The following is an 18,156-nucleotide window of genomic DNA, read 5'->3' on the forward strand; positions in this document are numbered from 1 at the left end:
AGCAAGTGTTAACCTCGCCTTTAGCAGACTAAGGATGGATCTCCAGACCTATGTTTGAGATCCCTTCTTCTAAAGCCAGTGTTAACAAAGAGTCACAAACCTCTTGGGGTGACCTGTCGTTTTCAACCACATCTAACAGCGCATTTTGCAATTCAACCTCAAAGACCATCAGCGGATGATTTTTTATCTCTTCCTCATCAACACCGCTCGCCAGTAAGTAAGCCTCTACACTGCCCTGAGACAATTTACTGACCACGACAGCTCCCTGGAGATCTTGTTTAAGCACCAGGTTAACAGCCGCAGCCAGAGCAATACTGGCATCAATTGCCGGATAAACCCCAAAGGTGTCATAGTCGGCTGTATCAGGAGTGACTAGCTCAACTTTTTCTAATTGAAGTGAAAAGTTAATTTTACTCTTAGGGCTTTTCACCGATTCCCATAAAAGGTTCAGGCAGTTGCGACAAACACCTTCATCATCGTAGCCTGTCACCTCTTTAAATAAGGCGTAGTTTGGCAGCATTCGTTCTAGCAAAGCGGCACTAAATGCAATTGCTCGCCAGCCTTCTAAATTACGCACTCTGGCAAACGTGGATAACTTTTTCATTTCACTGGCTTCCTGTGGTCTGGGTGAAATAATGGCTGATACCATCAAGTAACATTTGTATTGCGATCATCACCAGGATCATCCCCATTAATCGTTCCATCGCAGTCAGGCCACGCTCACCCAATAAACGGTGAAATATATTCGAAAACAGTAGAATAACAGCACTGACCACCCAGGATGCAGTGAGGGCAATAGTCCAGTCAATCATGCGGTCTGGGTTCTGATTCGCCAATAAGATTAATGCCGCGAGGGTTGACGGGCCCGCAATCATGGGAATAGCAAGAGGAACTAGAAAAGGCTCTTCTCCGACGGCAAGCCCGAGAGGATTTCCCGATTGAGGAAAAATCATTTTAAGGGCAATGAGAAAAAGAATAATGCCTCCGGCTATGCTCACCGTTTCCTGTTGGACGTTGAGGAAATCCAGCACAGCCTGACCGCTGTAAAGAAAAATCAGTAAGATTGCAAAGGCAAAGCATAATTCACGTATGAGTATGATGCGGCGACGCTTGGGCTCAATGGTTTTCAGCACGGACATAAATACCGGTAAATTCCCTAGTGGGTCCATGATCAAAAACAGCATGACAGCAGCAGACCAAGTGTCCATGTTATTCCTCTCTTAAATGTAAAACAGGCTTTCCTGAGCGAAATTAAAATTAAGTGCTATGTTTAAAAACGGTCAATGTGGAAATGCGCCGACAACACCAAGCAAAAGCGGGAATTGTCGCATTTAAACAGTTATTTTACTATTTATACTAGGAAAGAAAAATTATGAGTTTAATGTCAACTGACGAGGTCGCCAAATTTCTTGACGTTCAGCCCATTCGCGTTGAGCGCCTGGAGCGCGAACACCTTTTAATTGCAAAAGAAAAAGACGCTGACGGCAATCCCATGTTCGATCAACAAGAAGTAGAAAAATACAAAAAACTTGCCGAACGCCTTGGCGGTATTTAATAGCGGAAACCGGGGTAACGCCTACCTTGCATCACCCCGTTTCTCTTATGCGCCGCTATAGTTTTTTAACATTCTGGCGATAGAACGAATGCCAATACCTGTAGCGCCCGCCGGCATTTCATTGGTGGCGTTACCATTGTAAGCAGCTGCCAGATCCAGGTGCAGCCACCCTTTACCCTCGTTATTTACGAATCTTGATAAGAACCCTGCAGCGTTAGATGCACCACCGCCACCACCGCCTTTCTGTGGTCTGCTATTAGCCGTATCAGCGAAGGCCGATGGGCACTTGTCCTGATGCCAAACCGCCAAAGGCAGTGGCCAGAACCCTTCATTTTCAGCTTTTGCAGTAGCCAGCATGGTACTTCTGGCGTTTTCGTCAAGGCTGAATACAGCATGATAGTCATTACCCAAAGCTACCGTTGCAGCGCCCGTCAGTGTGGCGGCATTAATGATGAGAGGCGCGCCCAATTCAGTCGCTCGCAACAATCCATCGGCCAATACCAGACGTCCTTCCGCATCGGTGTTGACAATTTCCACCGTGAGACCGTTTTTGTATGTCAGCACGTCGCCAAGTTTATAGGCATGGCCACTGATCAGGTTCTCTGCACAACACAACAGCAACACTACGCGCTTATCAAGCCCCTGACTGATGGCCAGCCCCAGTGCGCCGGTAACAGTAGCGGCACCGCCCATATCACATTTCATATCCAGCATGCCTTCACTGGATTTAATACTGTAACCGCCACTGTCGAACGTGATGCCCTTGCCAACCAGTACTGCGTCGACGGGCGCGTTTGAATCGCCGGTGGGGTTGTAATCGAGCTCCAGAAGTACCGGTGGGCGTTCACTGCCTCGTCCTACGTTGTATATTCCCGTCCAACCAGCCTCTTTCAACGCTTCGCCAACTATGGTTTTTACCGATATCTTGTCACCCCCTAAGGTTTGTAGCCAGGATGCTGCACGCTGTGCCAAATTTTCAGGAGACAAATCTTCCGGCGTATCATTCACCAATTTACGGGTAAACAGAAGTGCAGCGTACATCTTCTCCAGTTCCGCTTTGTTGTCGTCGTCAGCCCAGTGTATTCGACCAGGATTTCGAGCCCGGGTATAACTCAAGGCAAACGCCCATTGCTGATCTTTCAGCCACTGCCCCTTCAACGCAACCTCCGCAACCCCCAAACCATCGATGCGTCGGGCGGCTTGTCGTATTTGCCTTTCAATATCAGTGCTGCCAGTAGTGTGGATAACGGCACCATCAGCCGTCATACTCAGGCGAGCGTTTTCGCCCCACTTGGCAGGGGCCTTGTCTGAAGTTAAGGAAACAGAAAAAATTGACATAACAATACCTTTATTGGTTGATACACTACCGCAAATTGTCAGATAGGTGTTTTTATGCAGTTTACTACGCCATTACTACGCGGAAAACTCATTCGTCGATACAAAAGGTTTCTCGCCGATGTATTGTTGCCAGACGGTACGGAGGTGACCGCACATTGTCCGAATACAGGAGGCATGACGGGTTGTGCTGAGCCCGGTTACGAAGTCTGGCTGAGCCGATCAGACAATCCTAAACGCAAACTGGCGTACACCTGGGAACTAGCCAGAACCCATGACGGCCATTTTATCGGCATTAATACACATACCGCTAACGCGTTAGTGGCAGAGGCTGTTGAAAACAAGGTTATAGACCTGTTTACTGATGTTGTGGAATGCAAAAGGGAGGTCACGCCACCTGGCGCAGACAGTCGATTTGATTTTTTTCTTCGTTATAACGATGGCCTGACGCGCTACGTAGAAGTTAAATCGGTCACGCTTTTACAAGATGGTCAGGGATATTTTCCTGACGCTAAAACAACCCGTGGTGCAAAACACTGTGATACGCTTGGCGAGCTTGCAGCTCAGGGTATACACACTGCACTGGTTTTTTGTGTACAGCACAGCGGTATTAACAGCGTTCGTATTGCAGAACATATTGACCCAAACTACGGTAAAGCTGTAAGTGATGCGCTGAACAAAGGTATGCAGATTGTCGCCCTTGGGTGCGAAATCAACGAACAAAATATATCAGTAAATCAAGCACTACCAGTTATTTTGTAAAAAAGTGGTTGCATTTTTACGAAGTAAGGCCATATTTGCGGCTTGCTTTTTACCGTTGTAGTGAATGCACTGACAACAGTGCATTGCTTCAAAGAGCACTGGAAGCATTAATTAACGGAAGGGTAACTTTGACACGTAACGTTGCCTGAATATAGCGATTCTGCTATAGATACTCGATTGATTCAGGACATGTGGGTGTCGTAGTGTAGGAGATGTGGCACATGCCAACAGGAAAAGAAACGAAATCCCTGGGCCTTTTAGCCTTAGCCGGCCTAGAGCCGTACCAGCCAAAGCCCGATGAAGAATACATGAACGATAAGCAGATGGAACACTTCCGTCTGTTATTGAAAGCATGGCGAGATCAACTTCGCGAAGAAGTCGACAGAACCGTTACTCATATGAAGGACGAAGCGGCTAACTTTCCTGACCCGGTAGATCGGGCTGCACAGGAAGAAGAATTCAGCCTCGAACTTCGTACCCGGGACCGGGAACGCAAGCTGATCAAGAAAATTGAAAAAACGCTGAAACGTATAGAAGATGACGACTTTGGTTTTTGTGACCAGTGCGGTATCGAAATTGGTATTCGCCGTCTCGAAGCCCGCCCAACAGCAGATCTCTGTATTGACTGCAAAACTATGGCCGAAATCAAAGAAAAGCAACTGCAGGGCTAATTAACGGGCACATGCAGTACCAACGGCGCTGAATTCACTCAGCGCCGCTGGTTTTTTAGTTCCGTTGCTTCATCATGGATTCAGCGTCATACGTGGGCAGATTCGCCCCGACACCCTCCGGCCCTTTACATTTTGGCTCTTTGATTGCCGCGCTGGCAAGCTATCTCGACGCCAAGGCGAACCACGGGCGGTGGCTGGTACGCATGGAAGATATAGACGAACCCCGTTGTATTGCCCATGCCGATAAGCTCATCTTGGACACGCTCGTAACACACGGTCTTGTTTGGGATGGCGACGTTGTGTATCAATCCCGCAGACATCACTATTATCAGCAGCAACTCGACATCCTGCTATCGAGGCATCAAGCTTATTACTGTACCTGCACCCGAGCAATGATTCGACAACACGGCGGTGTTTATCCCGGGACGTGTCGTCTAGAAAAGCGAGAAGCAAATGGCGCTGCGGTCAGGATTGAACTCAATCACCCGGTAAATACATTTACAGACCGTATACTCGGCTCCATTGAAGTAACAGACCCTCATGCACTGGAAGATACCCTGTTGAAGCGACGGGATGGCCTGTTCTCCTATAACCTTGTCGTGGTTCTGGATGATATGGAGCAAGGTGTTTCCCATGTCGTACGTGGCAGTGACTTGCTACCAACGACAGCTACACACTTGAGCCTTTACAACATGATGGAAAAAATGCCGCCTAGCTACGCGCACATTCCCGTAGCCTCGGTGGTTCCGGGAAGAAAACTCAGCAAGCAAAACCACGCTGCCGCGCTGGATACAAATACGCCTGTGCGCAATCTTTGCGAGGCCCTCAGCTTTCTAAATCACCCTATACCGTCTACCAATTCACCCCGTTGTGTTGAGGACGTGTTACAATGGGCGATTGACAACTGGCGTATCAGTAATATCCCACAGAAGCGGGAAATTATTGTGGCAGCCGAAGAATCCACTTATTATACGTAGTTAACTTTCACTCGGAGAGAACATCATTATTACGCGCGTATTAAAATCGGTTAAACGGGCACTTACGAAAGACCCGGCCTCTGATGCAGCAATACAGGCCTATACACTTCCCCGGGCCGAGCACGGTGTTTCCAGGGAAGATATCAGTGATAGCGCGCTGAAAGTGATGTATAGACTGAACAACGCCGGGTTTGAATCCTATTTAGTCGGTGGCTGTGTTCGTGATCTCATGCTTGGCAAATCACCGAAAGACTTTGATGTAGTCACAAATGCGACACCAGAACAAATAAAGGGGCTGTTTAAAAATAGCCGCCTTATTGGGCGCCGGTTCCGTCTAGCCCACATTGTGTTTGGCAGGGAAATCATTGAAGTAGCCACGTTTCGCGGCCATCATAGTGAAGATGAAAGTGCTAAGAAACTCGGGCAGCAGGATTCAGAAGGCCAGTTAGTTCGCGACAATGTCTTTGGAACTATAGAAGAAGACGCAGAACGCAGAGATTTTACCTTTAATGCCATGTATTACAGCGTGGCAGACTTCACTGTTACTGACTTTGCTAATGGCCGAGACGCCATCGCCAAACGGGAAGTGGAACTCATTGGAGACGCTGAAACCCGTTATCGGGAAGATCCAGTACGCATGCTGCGAGCAGTGCGCTTTGCCGCTAAACTCGGTATGACAATTACACCGCGGACCGGTGATCCAATTCCCAAGCTGGCTCATTTACTGGCAAATATTCCACCAGCCAGATTGTTCGAAGAAACCCTTAAACTGTTTCTTAGCGGAGCGGGTGTAGAGACCTTCAGGCAACTTCAATCCTATGGATTATTAACACCTCTTTTCCCGCAGTTGGAAAATATTCTCAAGGCACCAGACAGCCGTGAATGCCAGTTTATCTATAAGGTGTTGGAGAACACAGATCACAGAATTAATAACAACCAGCGTGTTACCCCTGCCTTTCTTTACGCAGCATTATTGTGGTACCCCTTAGAAGAACACGCTCAAAAACTACAGGCTGAAAGCGGTCTGAACCCTCACGACGCTTTCAATATTGCGTCAGGTGAAGTGATCCACCGGCAGGTTCAGCGCATTATGATCCCTAAGCGTTTTTCAACGGTTATCCGCGACATTTGGGTTTTGCAGCACCGTTTACCCCGCCGCTTCGGCCGCCGGGCATTTCAACTTCTCACTCACCCTAAATTTCGCGCCGGATATGATTTTTTAGCTGTTCGTGGTGAAATCGAAGGTGGAGATACCATGGAGCTTGCAGATTGGTGGACCCAATTCCAACACGCAGATAACGGCAAGCAGAAGAAAATGCTCACCCAACTTCGACAGGATGAAGGCGGCGCGTCTCGCCCACGGCGACGCAGAAAACGACCTGCAACAAAGCGGAGCGAAGGCAATGCATAGGGAACACGTTTATATTGGTCTGGGCAGTAACCAGGGCGATAGCGGGAACCTGTTGTCGCAAGCTTTGGCCGAGATAAACGCACTTGAAAACAGTCGGCTGTTAGCTCAGTCCTCTCTGTATTCATCTTCGCCCATGGGGCCACAGGACCAACCAGACTTCCTGAATGCAGTTTGCCTTGTGGAAACGTCGTTGCAGCCAGAGGAACTACTTAGCGCTTTGCAAAATATCGAGCAAACTCACGGCCGCGTGCGTAAAGCAGAGCGGTGGGGACCGCGTACGCTGGATCTCGACATACTTCTCTATGGTAATCAACACATCGACACGCCGGATTTAACTATTCCCCATTACGGCATGGCCGACAGAGAATTTGTGTTGGTTCCTCTGTTTGAAATCGCGCCGAATATGATAATGCCTGATGGAAAACCCATTGCCCTTTGGGTTGCAAAGTGCAACCTTGAAGGCTTAAAACGCCTATCTGCTTCCAATCAGCGCTAAAATCCGTATAGTTCGCAATTTACAATAGCCAGTGTTACCTGGGATCAACTGAGGTTGTTCTATGAAAAAAATCACCATTTCACGTCTGATAGCCCAAAAGGCTGAAGGCACTAAAATTACTGCGCTTACCGCCTATGACGCAAGTTTTGCGAAAATGTTCGATGAGCAGCACATTGATGTACTGCTGATTGGTGATTCTCTGGGTATGGTGTTGCAGGGCGAAGATGACACCTTACCTGTCACTGTTTCCGATGTGGCCTACCACACCCGAGCTGTACGAAAAGGTACTCAGCAGGCATTTGTCCTCGCTGATATGCCTTTTATGTCTTACGCTACGCCCGAACAAACTTTTACCAATGCAGCAACCCTCATGGCGGCCGGTGCCAGTATGGTTAAAATGGAAGGTGGCGCATGGTTATGTGACACCATTGCAGCCCTTGTTGAGCGAGGCGTGCCTGTTTGCGGACACCTGGGATTAACACCACAATCAGTGCATGTGTTTGGTGGCTTTAAAGTTCAGGGCAGAGACAATGAGAAGGCCACCAAACTCATCGAAGATGCAGTAGCTCTGGAGCGTGCAGGCGCACAAATGCTCGTACTAGAGTGTGTACCCACTTCGCTTGGAAAGGCTGTTTCCAGGGCTCTTAGCATTCCTGTTATCGGTATTGGTGCTGGCCCGGAAACTGACGGTCAGATTCTGGTGATGCATGATATGTTTGGAATTAGTGCCAATTACATGCCTAAGTTTTCGAAAAACTTCCTAAGCGATACAGGCGATATGCGAAGTGCAGTGAAAAAATACATTGATGATGTTAGAAACGGGACGTTTCCAGGTCCGGAACACAGTTTTGAGTAACCGATGAAAAAAATCACCACTGTCGACGAATTGCGTGAATTACGCAAAGAGAGCTTTATAAATCAGAGAACCGTCGGGTTTGTACCCACAATGGGCAATTTGCACAATGGTCACCTTCAGTTGGTCAGAGCTGCCAAAGCTCGCTGCGACATTGTCGTTGTGTCTATCTTTGTCAATCCTATGCAGTTTGGAGCAAATGAAGATTTAGACAGCTACCCACGTACTCTGGAAGCCGATATGGAGAAACTCCGCGAGCTGGCAGTTGATGCACTGTTTCTCCCATCAGTTGATGAAATGTATCCAAGAGGCATCGCCCAGCAAACCTTCGTTGAAGTGCCCGATATTTCAGCAATATTGTGCGGCGCAAGCAGACCTGGCCACTTTCGCGGCGTAGCAACCATTGTGTGTAAGCTGTTTAATATGGTATCGCCTGATGTTGCCTTCTTTGGCGAGAAAGATTATCAGCAATTGCAGGTAATCAAGCTAATGGCGAAAGACTTGTCGATGGATTTAAATATTGTAGGTATTCCCACAGAGCGTGAATCCAGCGGTCTCGCCATGAGTTCGAGAAATGGCTATTTATCCCAGGCCGAACACAACATTGCTCCCATGCTGTATCAGACGTTGAAGGCGATGCGTCAGGCAATTATGGATGGCGAGCGGAATTTCGCTTCTTTGGAAACCCGATTTGCTGCACAAATTGACAAGGCGGGCTTTAAAACTGATTATCTGGTTATTAAAAATGCCGCCGATTTAACACCGGCTTCAGTTAATACATCACAGCTTGTTATTTTAGTCGCCGCCTATTTAGGCAGTACGCGCTTGATAGATAACCTGTATTTCGACGTGGCAGACGAGTAAGTCAGTTTTCAAGACGTAAAAAAGCCGCGTTTGATTGACGCGGCTTCTTCTTTTCTAAGTAACCTATACAGTTTTTCTAAGTAACCTATACAGTTAGTGAGTCTTCACTTTTAACCAATTCTTTCCAGGCGTGCCTGTCATGGGCGATACGCGACTGTTCAGCGAGTATATTTGCTAAGTCTTCCTGCGTAGTTAGCGGATTTGCCAGCACCACCCTGAAAACGGTAATCGTTTGACCGTCGTAATCTGGGCTTTCCAACCTGGTTCGGGAGACAAAAGATTTACCGGCTTCCCGTTGCAATTTCTGCACATTCACCACAAGGCCATCTACTTTAGCGTTTAATTTTGCTCTGGTTTCTAAATCAGCCGTTTTTAACCTGTTACGGACAACTTCCGGACATACTCTGTAAGTCAGCAATGACAGTGTAGGTGCCGTGATCAGCTCAAAATCGGGGTGGGCATCAATCATACTGGCGAAAGCCTTGGCCTTACTGATGCTCTGATCGATTAACAGCTCGTAACCACGACGACCAAAAATGTGTAATGATGCATATACCATCATCGCCATGCCGTTTCTCGAGCCTTCAAGCGTTGTTGCGCCGAGATCCTTTGACCCCTGCCTCAATATATACTGAGCGTGGTGACGCACCGTATTGGCGTCCTGGGGGTTTTTAAACAACGCCATACCCGCCCCCATGGGGACATACATTTGCTTATGCGCATCTATGGTCACAGAATCTGCCCGCTCGATGCCTTTTAAGTGTGCGCGATGAGTTTTTGAAAACAAAGTGGCACCGCCCCAAGCAGCATCAACGTGGAACCAACAACCCAGCTCCCTGGCCACATCAGCTAATTCATCCAGGGGGTCAACGTGGCCGGTTTCAGTGGTTCCGCCCACGCCCACCAGTGCCAATAATTGGTTACCTTCTTCCTGATAGCGCTTACCTTCCGCCAATGCCAATTCTGGAGACAGGGTTTGTCTTGGGCACGGCAGGGTGATTAGGTTGTCTCTGCCAATACCAAGCACATCAACAGCTTTAGACAGGGAATAGTGACCTCGCTTAGAGCACATAACCCCCATATTGTTAATACCGTAATGGCGGTAGGCTGCAGCCAACCCGGCTTTGGCAACACCGGCAAAACCTTTTTTAGGGCCGAGCAACTTATTTCTGGCAACCCATAGTGCAGTGATGTTAGCCACCGTGCCACCAGAACAAAATGCACCAAGTGCATGCCTGGCGCTATGCAGATATTGCTGGTACCAGTTTTCGTCCTGGCCATACACGAGATTGTGCATCATGCCAAGCACCTGACGCTCCAGAGGAGTAAACGCTTTAGAGGTCTCAATCTTGACCAAATTTTGGTTCAGGCCAACCAGTAACTTAGCCAAAGGCAAATGGAAATATGGCAGTGCAGAAGTCATATGCCCAATGAACGTGGGCGAATAGGTATTCACTGAATGGGCTACAAGCTTATCCAGCAGAGATTCTGCGTGTGTAGAGACAAACTCTGGGGATTCAGGCACCAACGCATCAGAAAAATCTTGCTCTATTTCCTCTAGCGACGTTTTCTTAGTAACGACGTGTTGCGAAAGAAAATCAAGAATGTTGTCGGACAAATGCTGTTCGATTTGTGCGAGTTTTGAGTCTTTGTGTTCCGGTTTGGTAAAAACCCGAAACAAATGTTCCAGACTAACTTGAGCTTCACCCACTCAACACACCTCTTAAAAAATTGGAGCTTACCGCGCTTCGCCCCGGGCAAAAGTACAACTCCATCTGCACACTGACCGTTTCGTCAGTTACTTTGAAAACTTAGCACGCATCATACAAAGTGCCGAACTTTACCGCAGAATTGTAATACAGCCAAGTAGAACTGCACAGAAACAGTAATGAAAAACGGCTAACTTTCGGCAAAAAGAAGACTATCTTAATATTAAAAACCAGTTACCAGTAGAGAATTGGTATTCTGTCATCCTCTGCTATAGTGATAGAACAGGAACAGCAAAAGGCGAGTGAAATGCCAATACGGGAAATAACTGAAAGCTACGCACTGGAAAGCATTGTGCCTTATTTCCAGCCCATCGTCGACATACACGCTGAGACAGTTTGGCGTTATGAATGCCTGGCTCGACTTATTACACCTGAGCAAAAGGTGTTTCTTCCCTGTGATTTTCTTTATCTCATAGAACGAAACAATCACATACAGCAATTAGCTGAAACCATGTTCTGTAAAAGTGCTGTTTATTTTGCCGAGAGTAACGTACCGTGGAACTTCAACCTGAACGCTGAAGACCTGCAAAACGATAATCTCGTTAATTCACTGATAACCCAACTGGCCAACTACCCTAACCCATCAAGAGTTAGTGTTGAAATTAGCGCTGACGCAGCTCTGAATCACCACAAAGATTTACAACGCTTTATCGACAAATCCATTCACAGTGGCATGGGCGTGTTCATCGATAATCTCGGAAAGCATTCTGGGAACATAAAAAAACTGCTTAACTTGCCTATTCGAGGTATAAAGCTCGATGGTGGTTTGCTGAGGAGGTTGGAGACCCACGCTGAAGTGGAGGACTTTATCCTGAGCGTATGTGAAATAGCTTATGAAAAGCACATTAGTATTGTGGCTGAACACATTGAAGATGTCGATACGCTGGAACGCCTACGAAACCTGCCCATTCAATATGCCCAGGGCTATGTATTCAGTGAACCCGCACCGTCACCCAAAAATCACTAACAACAGGTTAGCAAGTGCTTACAATCTCTCTACTCTGCTTCCTCGGAATGGGTAATAAGTTGCCAACACGGCTGCCCGCTCGCAAGGTACTTTCGCTCAAAAGGTGTCATTGGATCACGGCCTACCAATTCCTGCACATCACCTTTTAATCCATAGTGGCTGGCTGCCCGATTAAATTCCATCAAATAGAGCAACCAATTACTACGTACTTCGATGTGAGGACACAAAGCCATCAGATCTACCATAGCCGCACTGGCATACCAACGCTTTTGAATTTGGCTACTTTTGGGATAAGGGTTGGGATAAAGTAAAAAGTGCTTTCTTACAGACCAGGATTGAGTTTGCGCCAGTCTCCAGAAATCATTCACGTCCGCTCGAAACACAGCATAGTTATCATCTCCGGATTCATAATGCTCGTGCTTGTTAACGCGTAGCGCTGATTTATCCAAACCAATGACTTTGCAATCAGGGTATTGTCGGGCGATATTTGCTGTACTTTCCCCAACGCCACAACACGAATCGAGGATAACATCGCCCTGCCAGTGTCCAAGCCACGTTAACACATTGTCGAAGGCGGCCTGGGTATGATCACTAATCGGGCGCTTGTTATCCGTATTTTTATAGCGTTCAACCAAGTCATCCAACTTGTCGTGAATACCCTGCTGATTGCTGATAACTTCCCTTGAATTACCTGACACCGCACTTAACTCCGAATACCGCGCCCTTTGGTGAGTAAATGATGGGCTATGGCATATAGCGCCACGTTGAACACAACCAAAATGCCGATAGATAGTGAAACGTTCACATCTGAAACGCCAAGAAAACCATACCGAAAACCGTTCACCATATACACAATGGGGTTGGCTTTACTGACAATTTGCCAAAATTCCGGTAGCAACGACAATGAGTAAAACACGCCTCCCAAATAGGTAAGAGGTGTGAGTACAAAAGTAGGTACCATACTAATATCATCGAAGGTACGAGCGAAAACGGCGTTTACTAACCCTGCGGTGGCAAACAGGGTGGAGGTAAGTAACAAGGTAATGACGATGGCAGCAAAATTGTGAATTTGAACGTCAACAAAGAACATAGACACCGACGTCACAATAATTCCGATGAGAATAGCTCTGGCAACACCACCACCGACATAGCCAAAGATAATTACCCAGGTAGGAACCGGTGCAACAAGTAACTCTTCAATATTTCGCTGAAATTTCGCACTGAAAAACGACGAAGATACGTTGGCATAAGAGTTTGTTATTACAGACATCATGATAAGACCAGGGACGATGAACTCCATATAGGTAAAACCTCCCATTTGGCCTATGCGTTCACCGATGAGGCTACCGAAAATCACAAAATAAAGCGTCATTGTGATAGCGGGTGGCACCAGAGTTTGTACCCAGATGCGTAAAAACCGGGTGCATTCTTTTATCCATATAGTACTTAGTGCAATCAGATTATTTTGCTCGTGCATATCAGGCGTCTCCCGCTGTTTTTCTACCCTGCTCGACTAATGTTACAAACAACTCTTCGAGGCGGTTTGATTTATTACGCATGCTCAAAACAGGCACACCCTGCTCAGTAAGTTGGGAGAACACCGGGTTCAGGCCTGCTGTTTTTTCCACATCTACCTCAAGTGTGTGAGCATCTATCAACCTGGACGTAAAGCCTTCAATAGCTGGGGAAGTACTGTGCTCACCCAAATCAAGAATGAACGTTTCTATATTTAATTTAGCCAGCAACGCTTTCATACTGGTATTTTCCACGATACTGCCTTTGTCGATAATGGCAATATTTCGGCATAACATTTCAGCTTCTTCCAAATAATGCGTGGTAAGAATAATAGTAATGCCCTGTTGATTAATGGTTTTTAAGAAATCCCACATTGAACGGCGAATTTCGATGTCGACGCCTGCGGTCGGCTCGTCGAGGATCAGCAGGCGAGGCTCGTGCATCAAGGCTCTGGCAATCATTAACCGGCGTTTCATACCGCCGGATAGCGTGCGCGCTGCCATATCCTTTTTTCCCCACAAGTCCAATTGCTTGAGATATTTCTCTGCCCTTTCTTTAGCGACAGATCGCGGTACGCCGTAGTAGCCAGCCTGATTAAGAACAATCTGCAGTACCGTTTCAAACTGATTAAAATTGAATTCTTGTGGTACTAAACCTATGCAAGCTTTGGCTTTTTCCTTTTCAGTTTGTAAATCGTATTCAAATACCCGAACACTTCCTTCGGTGGCATTCACTAACGAGCTGATAATGCCGATGGTGGTTGATTTGCCGGCACCGTTTGCGCCAAGCAAGGCAAAAAAATCGCCTTCTTCTACAGTTAAATCAACACCACGTAAGGCCTGCACACCACCTTTGTACAATTTTTTCAAACCCGCTATATCCAGCGCTTTCATGTTTTTCCTGCTCAATTTCGTTATGCCTCTCATAACACATCCCACGTAAATACGTGTTATTTATGAGGTCAAGATGAATAGTTTGGGATTACGCGTTTTTCGGCATGGCAGATTAACCATACCGAAAGTGCTGCGAAGACCATTAAGTTTACCATAAAAAAAGCGCCCATTGCGGGCGCGAAACGTTGGGGAGGGTAATTCTAAAGTTGGACGCTATCTTTTTGCTGCCACAGCGGCGGCACCGGGCATAACCTGAACAACGACTTTACGATCGAAAAATGCATTCTCCATATCACTACGTATGCTTAGCGATTCACCCATTGCCACGGTTTCAACCTGAACAGATTTCACACCGCGGCTAAGCAGCGCCACTTTCACAGCTTCCGCACGCTGTTCCGATAAGACCTGATTAAAGTCATCCTCTCCCCGGTTGTCAGCATGGCCGATAAGACGGACGGTTAGGTCACGATGTTGCTTTAGTGCTTTTGCCAGTAAGTTAAGCTGGGCATCATAATCGGCTTGCACCTCATCAGAGCCCGTCTTAAATTGCACGTGACTTTCCATGGCCATTACCTGTTTCTCCGGATATGCCGTAAGGGAAACCGGCGTTACCGTGACGTTATCTTTCAGAGCACGCATTTCATCACGAGTAGCAAACAATTGTTGCTGTGTTGTGCTCAGCGCCTGCTCTACAGCTAACAATTCTCGTTGTTTGTCTTTAAGCTCATCTGAGGTTGCTTTGTGATCGCCAACAATAGCGCCGAAAATCCCGGCTACACCCGCGCCAATTGGGCCGGCTACCAAAGCGCCAATAACCACACCAGAGCCCATGCCGATGGCCACATTTTTGTCTTTTTCGGCTTGATAATTTTTTGCAGAAGCTGTCCCGGACATAACCAGAGTAATGATTAGCGCGAGAGAGAGCTGGTTTGTTTTCTTCATACTATTTACCTTTGACTGTGCGTTGTTGAGGATTTCATTACACTCGAAGATTCTGTCTGTCGGGCACATGAAATGGGGAAAGGTGGTGAGAAATAGTGGCAATCCAAACCTAAAAAGACGTTTACGCGCTGACAGCCTGTATAAATGAGGCAAATATGGCCAAAAAGTGGCGTTATCGGGGAATTTTGTCTGAATCAGGAAATGTTAGCTTTACCTGGTGTATAGTCTTGCAAGTACCAGAACGATTAATCAAAGTTGTGAACCCTATGCCCAGAACAATTGCCCTAGTTGAAGACGACCCAGCTATCAGAGAAAACTATATTGCCGCACTTCAGGCTCAAGGCTATCAGGTAAACGCGTACGCCGACCGGCCTTCTGCTTCTACGGCATTTGCGCACACCTTGCCGGACTTAGCGGTCATCGACATCGGTTTAAAAGAAGAAATGGAAGGCGGTTTTATGCTTTGCCAGCAGCTTCGTCAACTGTCACAAACTTTGCCGATCATCTTTTTCACAGCCAGAGATAATGACGTCGACACCATCAGCGGATTGCGAATGGGTGCCGACGATTATCTGACGAAAGACATCAGCATGGCACATTTGTTGGCGCGCATCGCAGCCTTATTCAGAAGAACAGATTTACTTTCTTCGCCCAAGCAACAGAGTGAACAAATCCAGTTGGGGCATTTACTGGTTGATGTCAGTCGCATGACGGTAAGCTGGAAAAGCGAACCCGTGGCGCTTACCGTCACCGAGTTCTGGATGCTTCACGCATTAATTAAACATCCCGGGCATGTGAAAAGTCGCCAACAACTCATGGATGAATCTCGTATGGTGGTGGATGACACCACTATTACCTCACACATAAAACGTATGCGGAAAAAATTTATCCAATTGGATACCACCTTCGACCATATCGATACCGTGTATGGTATGGGCTATCGCTGGCAAGGGTAAATTCTGTTGAAACTTCGTTTCTCTATTCGCTTACAACTGCTGGTACTCTCACTGTTTCTATTTACCATTCCATGGCTGGGTTACCGCTATGTTTGGGAGTTGGAACAGTACCTGCGCACCGGACAGGAACAAACAATGATAGGCACTGCACGCTCGGTAGCGACGGCTCTTCACGAGAGGCAGGCATTGTTTGACAGCCGTTCTGCGTATTTGAAAAACGTTAGGCCAGGTACCGATCTCTATGCGCCGCCCATTCCCACGCCCATTCAGCTGGATGGCAAGTTCAACGACTGGCAGCCTGTGGCAAATCTGAGCCAGACCTACAGTAGCGAGCAAGTGGTTAATTGGTATGGAAACCCTCCCACTTACTTTAATGATGTCAGCCTCTCATTCCGACACATGGTAGGACGCTATGACAAATACCTGTATGCCATGTTTGATGTAGATGATGATACTGTAGTCTGGCGTGCCCCAAACTCTCTTGCGGTGGACCAAAGTGATCACCTTTTGGTAAGTGTGCTGGATGAATCAGGCACCTTAGAGCGTTTTATTATTGCGCCTTACCAACCTGGCTGGGTAAATGCTTACCACCTCGACGGCAACATTGACAGTTATCGGGCAATGGATAATGCCTTGCATATTCAGGGGCGTTGGCAAAAAAAAGACAACGGTTATAACATTGAGTTACGCTTTCCATTGTCTATGACGACGGGCTCCCTCGCCTTCGCGCTGGTAGACATAGATAACCCTGTTACAAGGGCAAAAAAATATGCAGTAGGTACTGCAGACACTAATCAAGCTGATGCACTGGGCACTGTCCTAACGCCCTCCCCTGAAATAGAACAAATACTGTCGGGCTTGAAATACGCCGATTCACGAGTGTGGGTGGTAGACAATCATAAGCGAGTGCTCGCTAAAGCCGGTGACATTCGAACGGCAACGGGCTTTAAAGTGAGACGCCAACCTTCTTCTGAGTATTCCTGGTGGAACACGATAGAAAGTAAACTTTTACTGCCTCTGTATTACCATATTCTTACCAAACCGCCAGCAGAATTTGTTGATGAGCTAAAAGACGCCTACGCCCTCGCCGGCAAAGACATTACCTCAGCCTTGAGCGGAGAGGCGGACTCTTTGTGGCGACTCACATCAGACAATAAAGCTGTAATTCTGTCTGCAGCTTACCCCATATTTATTGGCGACAATGTCATGGGCGCCGTGGTCGTTGAGCAAACCACAAACGGTATTCGCACATTAAGAAACAGAGCCCTTGAGCAATTATTCCACGTGATCCTGGCTGTAATGCTTTTAGGCACCCTAAGCTTATTTCTTTTTGCCAACCGAATATCCAGCAGAGTGCGCAAGCTTAGGGACGACACCGAAGCTGTGATTGACGATAACGGCAAAATAGTCGGCAGCTTGCCTCACACCCGTCAGGTAGATGAAATTGACGATCTACATCACGCCTTTTCCAATGTTCTGTCGCGATTACAGCAATACAATTCCTACTTGGAGAATATGGCGTCTCGCCTTTCCCACGAACTACGAACTCCAATTGCCGTGGTGCGCTCGTCGTTGGACACCATTGGTGAAATAAAAGATCCCACGCAACAAGGCTTATTGATAGAGCGGGCACAAAGCGGAATCACGCGGTTGAGCACTATTTTAAACAGTATGAGCGAAGCCACCCGACTGGAACACGCTATTGCCCAGGAAGACCCTGAAACCTTCGATGCAAAAAAGGTACTCGCAGGCTGTATCGATGGCTATGCACATGTATTTACCGACAGGAACTTTAAACTCACGCTTTCATTAGAAGAGGCCCTTGTTAAGGGTTCTCCGGATTTATTCGCCCAAATGCTGGATAAGATTATCGCCAATGCTGTTGAATTTAGTCATATTAGTGACACCATCACAGTTCATGCTTGGCGGGAAAGCAAATTGATGAAACTGTCTGTGACTAACCCTGGCCCGGCGCTACCTGAGGGAATGAAGGACCAGTTATTACAGTCGATGGTATCGGTTCGGCCGGATGAAGACAGACATAAAACGTCTGCCCACCCTCACCTTGGATTGGGTTTGTTTATCGCTAATATGATCGCCAATTATCACAAAGGCAATATTCAACTTTCAAATCTCCCGGATAACACAGGCGTATGCGTTATCGTGCAGATCCCCTCAAATGCATAAATA

The 18,156-nt window shown here is 47.2% G+C and carries 19 protein-coding genes; 11 read left to right on the forward strand and 8 right to left on the reverse strand.

Annotation, left to right across the window (positions count from 1 at the left end):
- Positions 1-28: 28 nt before the first annotated feature.
- Positions 29-604, reverse strand: coding sequence for a YjaG family protein (locus tag ACXACM_RS00660; RefSeq protein ID WP_474819109.1), 576 nt, complete (start codon positions 602-604; stop codon positions 29-31).
- A gap of 1 nt (position 605) precedes the next feature.
- The gene (locus tag ACXACM_RS00665) at positions 606-1,208 is read right to left on the reverse strand and encodes a YhgN family NAAT transporter (RefSeq protein ID WP_474819110.1); all 603 of its coding nucleotides are present in this window, start codon (positions 1,206-1,208) and stop codon (positions 606-608) included.
- A gap of 164 nt (positions 1,209-1,372) precedes the next feature.
- On the opposite strand from ACXACM_RS00665, the gene ACXACM_RS00670 reads away from it, so the two are divergent.
- Complete coding sequence (locus tag ACXACM_RS00670; RefSeq protein ID WP_474819112.1) at positions 1,373-1,555, forward strand: helix-turn-helix domain-containing protein; 183 nt, start codon at positions 1,373-1,375, stop codon at positions 1,553-1,555.
- 45 nt (positions 1,556-1,600) lie between these two features.
- Here the strand turns inward: ACXACM_RS00670 and pepB are convergent, their stop codons facing one another.
- Positions 1,601-2,893 (reverse strand): aminopeptidase PepB, encoded by a 1,293-nt coding sequence (gene pepB / locus ACXACM_RS00675; protein ID WP_474819113.1) that lies wholly within the window; start codon positions 2,891-2,893, stop codon positions 1,601-1,603.
- Between the two features lie 54 nt (positions 2,894-2,947).
- On the opposite strand from pepB, the gene sfsA reads away from it, so the two are divergent.
- The 7 genes from sfsA to panC all read left to right on the forward strand — a co-directional run bounded on the left by sfsA (position 2,948) and on the right by panC (position 8,924).
- The gene (gene sfsA / locus ACXACM_RS00680; RefSeq protein WP_474819114.1) at positions 2,948-3,652 is read left to right on the forward strand and encodes a DNA/RNA nuclease SfsA; all 705 of its coding nucleotides are present in this window, start codon (positions 2,948-2,950) and stop codon (positions 3,650-3,652) included.
- 221 nt (positions 3,653-3,873) lie between these two features.
- Complete coding sequence (dksA, locus tag ACXACM_RS00685; protein ID WP_474819116.1) at positions 3,874-4,323, forward strand: RNA polymerase-binding protein DksA; 450 nt, start codon at positions 3,874-3,876, stop codon at positions 4,321-4,323.
- A 74-nt stretch (positions 4,324-4,397) separates the two neighbouring features.
- Positions 4,398-5,300 (forward strand): tRNA glutamyl-Q(34) synthetase GluQRS, encoded by a 903-nt coding sequence (gluQRS, locus tag ACXACM_RS00690; RefSeq protein WP_474819117.1) that lies wholly within the window; start codon positions 4,398-4,400, stop codon positions 5,298-5,300.
- Positions 5,301-5,391: 91 nt separating this feature from the next.
- Positions 5,392-6,711, forward strand: coding sequence for a polynucleotide adenylyltransferase PcnB (gene pcnB / locus ACXACM_RS00695; protein WP_474824175.1), 1,320 nt, complete (start codon positions 5,392-5,394; stop codon positions 6,709-6,711).
- Entirely contained in the window at positions 6,704-7,207 is a 504-nt protein-coding gene (gene folK, locus ACXACM_RS00700) for a 2-amino-4-hydroxy-6-hydroxymethyldihydropteridine diphosphokinase (RefSeq protein WP_474819118.1), read from the forward strand. Before pcnB ends, folK begins: the two co-directional genes overlap by 8 nt.
- Before the next feature lie 61 nt (positions 7,208-7,268).
- Positions 7,269-8,063 carry a 3-methyl-2-oxobutanoate hydroxymethyltransferase gene (gene panB, locus ACXACM_RS00705; RefSeq protein WP_474819119.1) on the forward strand — a complete coding sequence of 265 codons (795 nt, stop codon included), beginning with the start codon at positions 7,269-7,271 and terminating at the stop codon, positions 8,061-8,063.
- A 3-nt stretch (positions 8,064-8,066) separates the two neighbouring features.
- Positions 8,067-8,924, forward strand: a complete 858-nt coding sequence (gene panC, locus ACXACM_RS00710; RefSeq protein WP_474819121.1) for a pantoate--beta-alanine ligase — start codon at positions 8,067-8,069, stop codon at positions 8,922-8,924.
- Between the two features lie 85 nt (positions 8,925-9,009).
- Here panC and panP read toward each other — a convergent pair whose 3' ends face one another.
- Positions 9,010-10,635, reverse strand: a complete 1,626-nt coding sequence (gene panP / locus ACXACM_RS00715) for a pyridoxal-dependent aspartate 1-decarboxylase PanP (protein ID WP_474819122.1) — start codon at positions 10,633-10,635, stop codon at positions 9,010-9,012.
- Positions 10,636-10,940: 305 nt separating this feature from the next.
- Here panP and ACXACM_RS00720 point away from each other — a divergent pair, with 305 nt between their 5' ends.
- Positions 10,941-11,660: an EAL domain-containing protein gene (locus ACXACM_RS00720; RefSeq protein WP_474819123.1), complete on the forward strand. Its 720-nt coding sequence runs from the start codon at positions 10,941-10,943 to the stop codon at positions 11,658-11,660.
- Positions 11,661-11,689: 29 nt separating this feature from the next.
- On the opposite strand, the gene trmB is transcribed toward ACXACM_RS00720, so the two are convergent.
- From trmB to pdsO, 4 genes are all read right to left on the reverse strand, one after another.
- Complete coding sequence (trmB, locus tag ACXACM_RS00725) at positions 11,690-12,358, reverse strand: tRNA (guanine(46)-N(7))-methyltransferase TrmB (RefSeq protein WP_474819124.1); 669 nt, start codon at positions 12,356-12,358, stop codon at positions 11,690-11,692.
- A 5-nt stretch (positions 12,359-12,363) separates the two neighbouring features.
- Positions 12,364-13,137 carry an ABC transporter permease gene (locus tag ACXACM_RS00730; RefSeq protein WP_474819126.1) on the reverse strand — a complete coding sequence of 258 codons (774 nt, stop codon included), beginning with the start codon at positions 13,135-13,137 and terminating at the stop codon, positions 12,364-12,366.
- A 1-nt stretch (position 13,138) separates the two neighbouring features.
- Positions 13,139-14,068 (reverse strand): ABC transporter ATP-binding protein, encoded by a 930-nt coding sequence (locus ACXACM_RS00735; RefSeq protein ID WP_474819127.1) that lies wholly within the window; start codon positions 14,066-14,068, stop codon positions 13,139-13,141.
- A 213-nt stretch (positions 14,069-14,281) separates the two neighbouring features.
- Positions 14,282-15,010 (reverse strand): sortase-associated OmpA-like protein PdsO, encoded by a 729-nt coding sequence (gene pdsO, locus ACXACM_RS00740; protein WP_474819128.1) that lies wholly within the window; start codon positions 15,008-15,010, stop codon positions 14,282-14,284.
- A 266-nt stretch (positions 15,011-15,276) separates the two neighbouring features.
- Here pdsO and pdsR point away from each other — a divergent pair, with 266 nt between their 5' ends.
- Both pdsR and pdsS read left to right on the forward strand, forming a co-directional pair.
- Complete coding sequence (gene pdsR, locus ACXACM_RS00745; RefSeq protein WP_474824177.1) at positions 15,277-15,966, forward strand: proteobacterial dedicated sortase system response regulator; 690 nt, start codon at positions 15,277-15,279, stop codon at positions 15,964-15,966.
- Between the two features lie 6 nt (positions 15,967-15,972).
- The gene (gene pdsS / locus ACXACM_RS00750) at positions 15,973-18,153 is read left to right on the forward strand and encodes a proteobacterial dedicated sortase system histidine kinase (protein WP_474819130.1); all 2,181 of its coding nucleotides are present in this window, start codon (positions 15,973-15,975) and stop codon (positions 18,151-18,153) included.
- Positions 18,154-18,156: the final 3 nt, after the last annotated feature.

The sequence above is a fragment of the Alteromonas sp. AWQ4_252 genome, assembly GCF_056158205.1.

Coding starts and splice junctions, on each gene's coding strand:
- pdsO (WP_474819128.1), bottom strand. CDS start 15,010: ATGAAGAAAACAAACCAGCTCTCTCTCGCGCTAATCATTACTCTGGTT.
- pepB (WP_474819113.1), bottom strand. CDS start 2,893: ATGTCAATTTTTTCTGTTTCCTTAACTTCAGACAAGGCCCCTGCCAAG.
- ACXACM_RS00660 (WP_474819109.1), bottom strand. CDS start 604: ATGAAAAAGTTATCCACGTTTGCCAGAGTGCGTAATTTAGAAGGCTGG.
- ACXACM_RS00665 (WP_474819110.1), bottom strand. CDS start 1,208: ATGGACACTTGGTCTGCTGCTGTCATGCTGTTTTTGATCATGGACCCA.
- gluQRS (WP_474819117.1), top strand. CDS start 4,398: ATGGATTCAGCGTCATACGTGGGCAGATTCGCCCCGACACCCTCCGGC.
- pdsR (WP_474824177.1), top strand. CDS start 15,277: ATGCCCAGAACAATTGCCCTAGTTGAAGACGACCCAGCTATCAGAGAA.
- sfsA (WP_474819114.1), top strand. CDS start 2,948: ATGCAGTTTACTACGCCATTACTACGCGGAAAACTCATTCGTCGATAC.
- ACXACM_RS00670 (WP_474819112.1), top strand. CDS start 1,373: ATGAGTTTAATGTCAACTGACGAGGTCGCCAAATTTCTTGACGTTCAG.
- ACXACM_RS00730 (WP_474819126.1), bottom strand. CDS start 13,137: ATGCACGAGCAAAATAATCTGATTGCACTAAGTACTATATGGATAAAA.
- ACXACM_RS00720 (WP_474819123.1), top strand. CDS start 10,941: ATGCCAATACGGGAAATAACTGAAAGCTACGCACTGGAAAGCATTGTG.
- folK (WP_474819118.1), top strand. CDS start 6,704: ATGCATAGGGAACACGTTTATATTGGTCTGGGCAGTAACCAGGGCGAT.
- dksA (WP_474819116.1), top strand. CDS start 3,874: ATGCCAACAGGAAAAGAAACGAAATCCCTGGGCCTTTTAGCCTTAGCC.
- panB (WP_474819119.1), top strand. CDS start 7,269: ATGAAAAAAATCACCATTTCACGTCTGATAGCCCAAAAGGCTGAAGGC.
- ACXACM_RS00735 (WP_474819127.1), bottom strand. CDS start 14,068: ATGAAAGCGCTGGATATAGCGGGTTTGAAAAAATTGTACAAAGGTGGT.
- panC (WP_474819121.1), top strand. CDS start 8,067: ATGAAAAAAATCACCACTGTCGACGAATTGCGTGAATTACGCAAAGAG.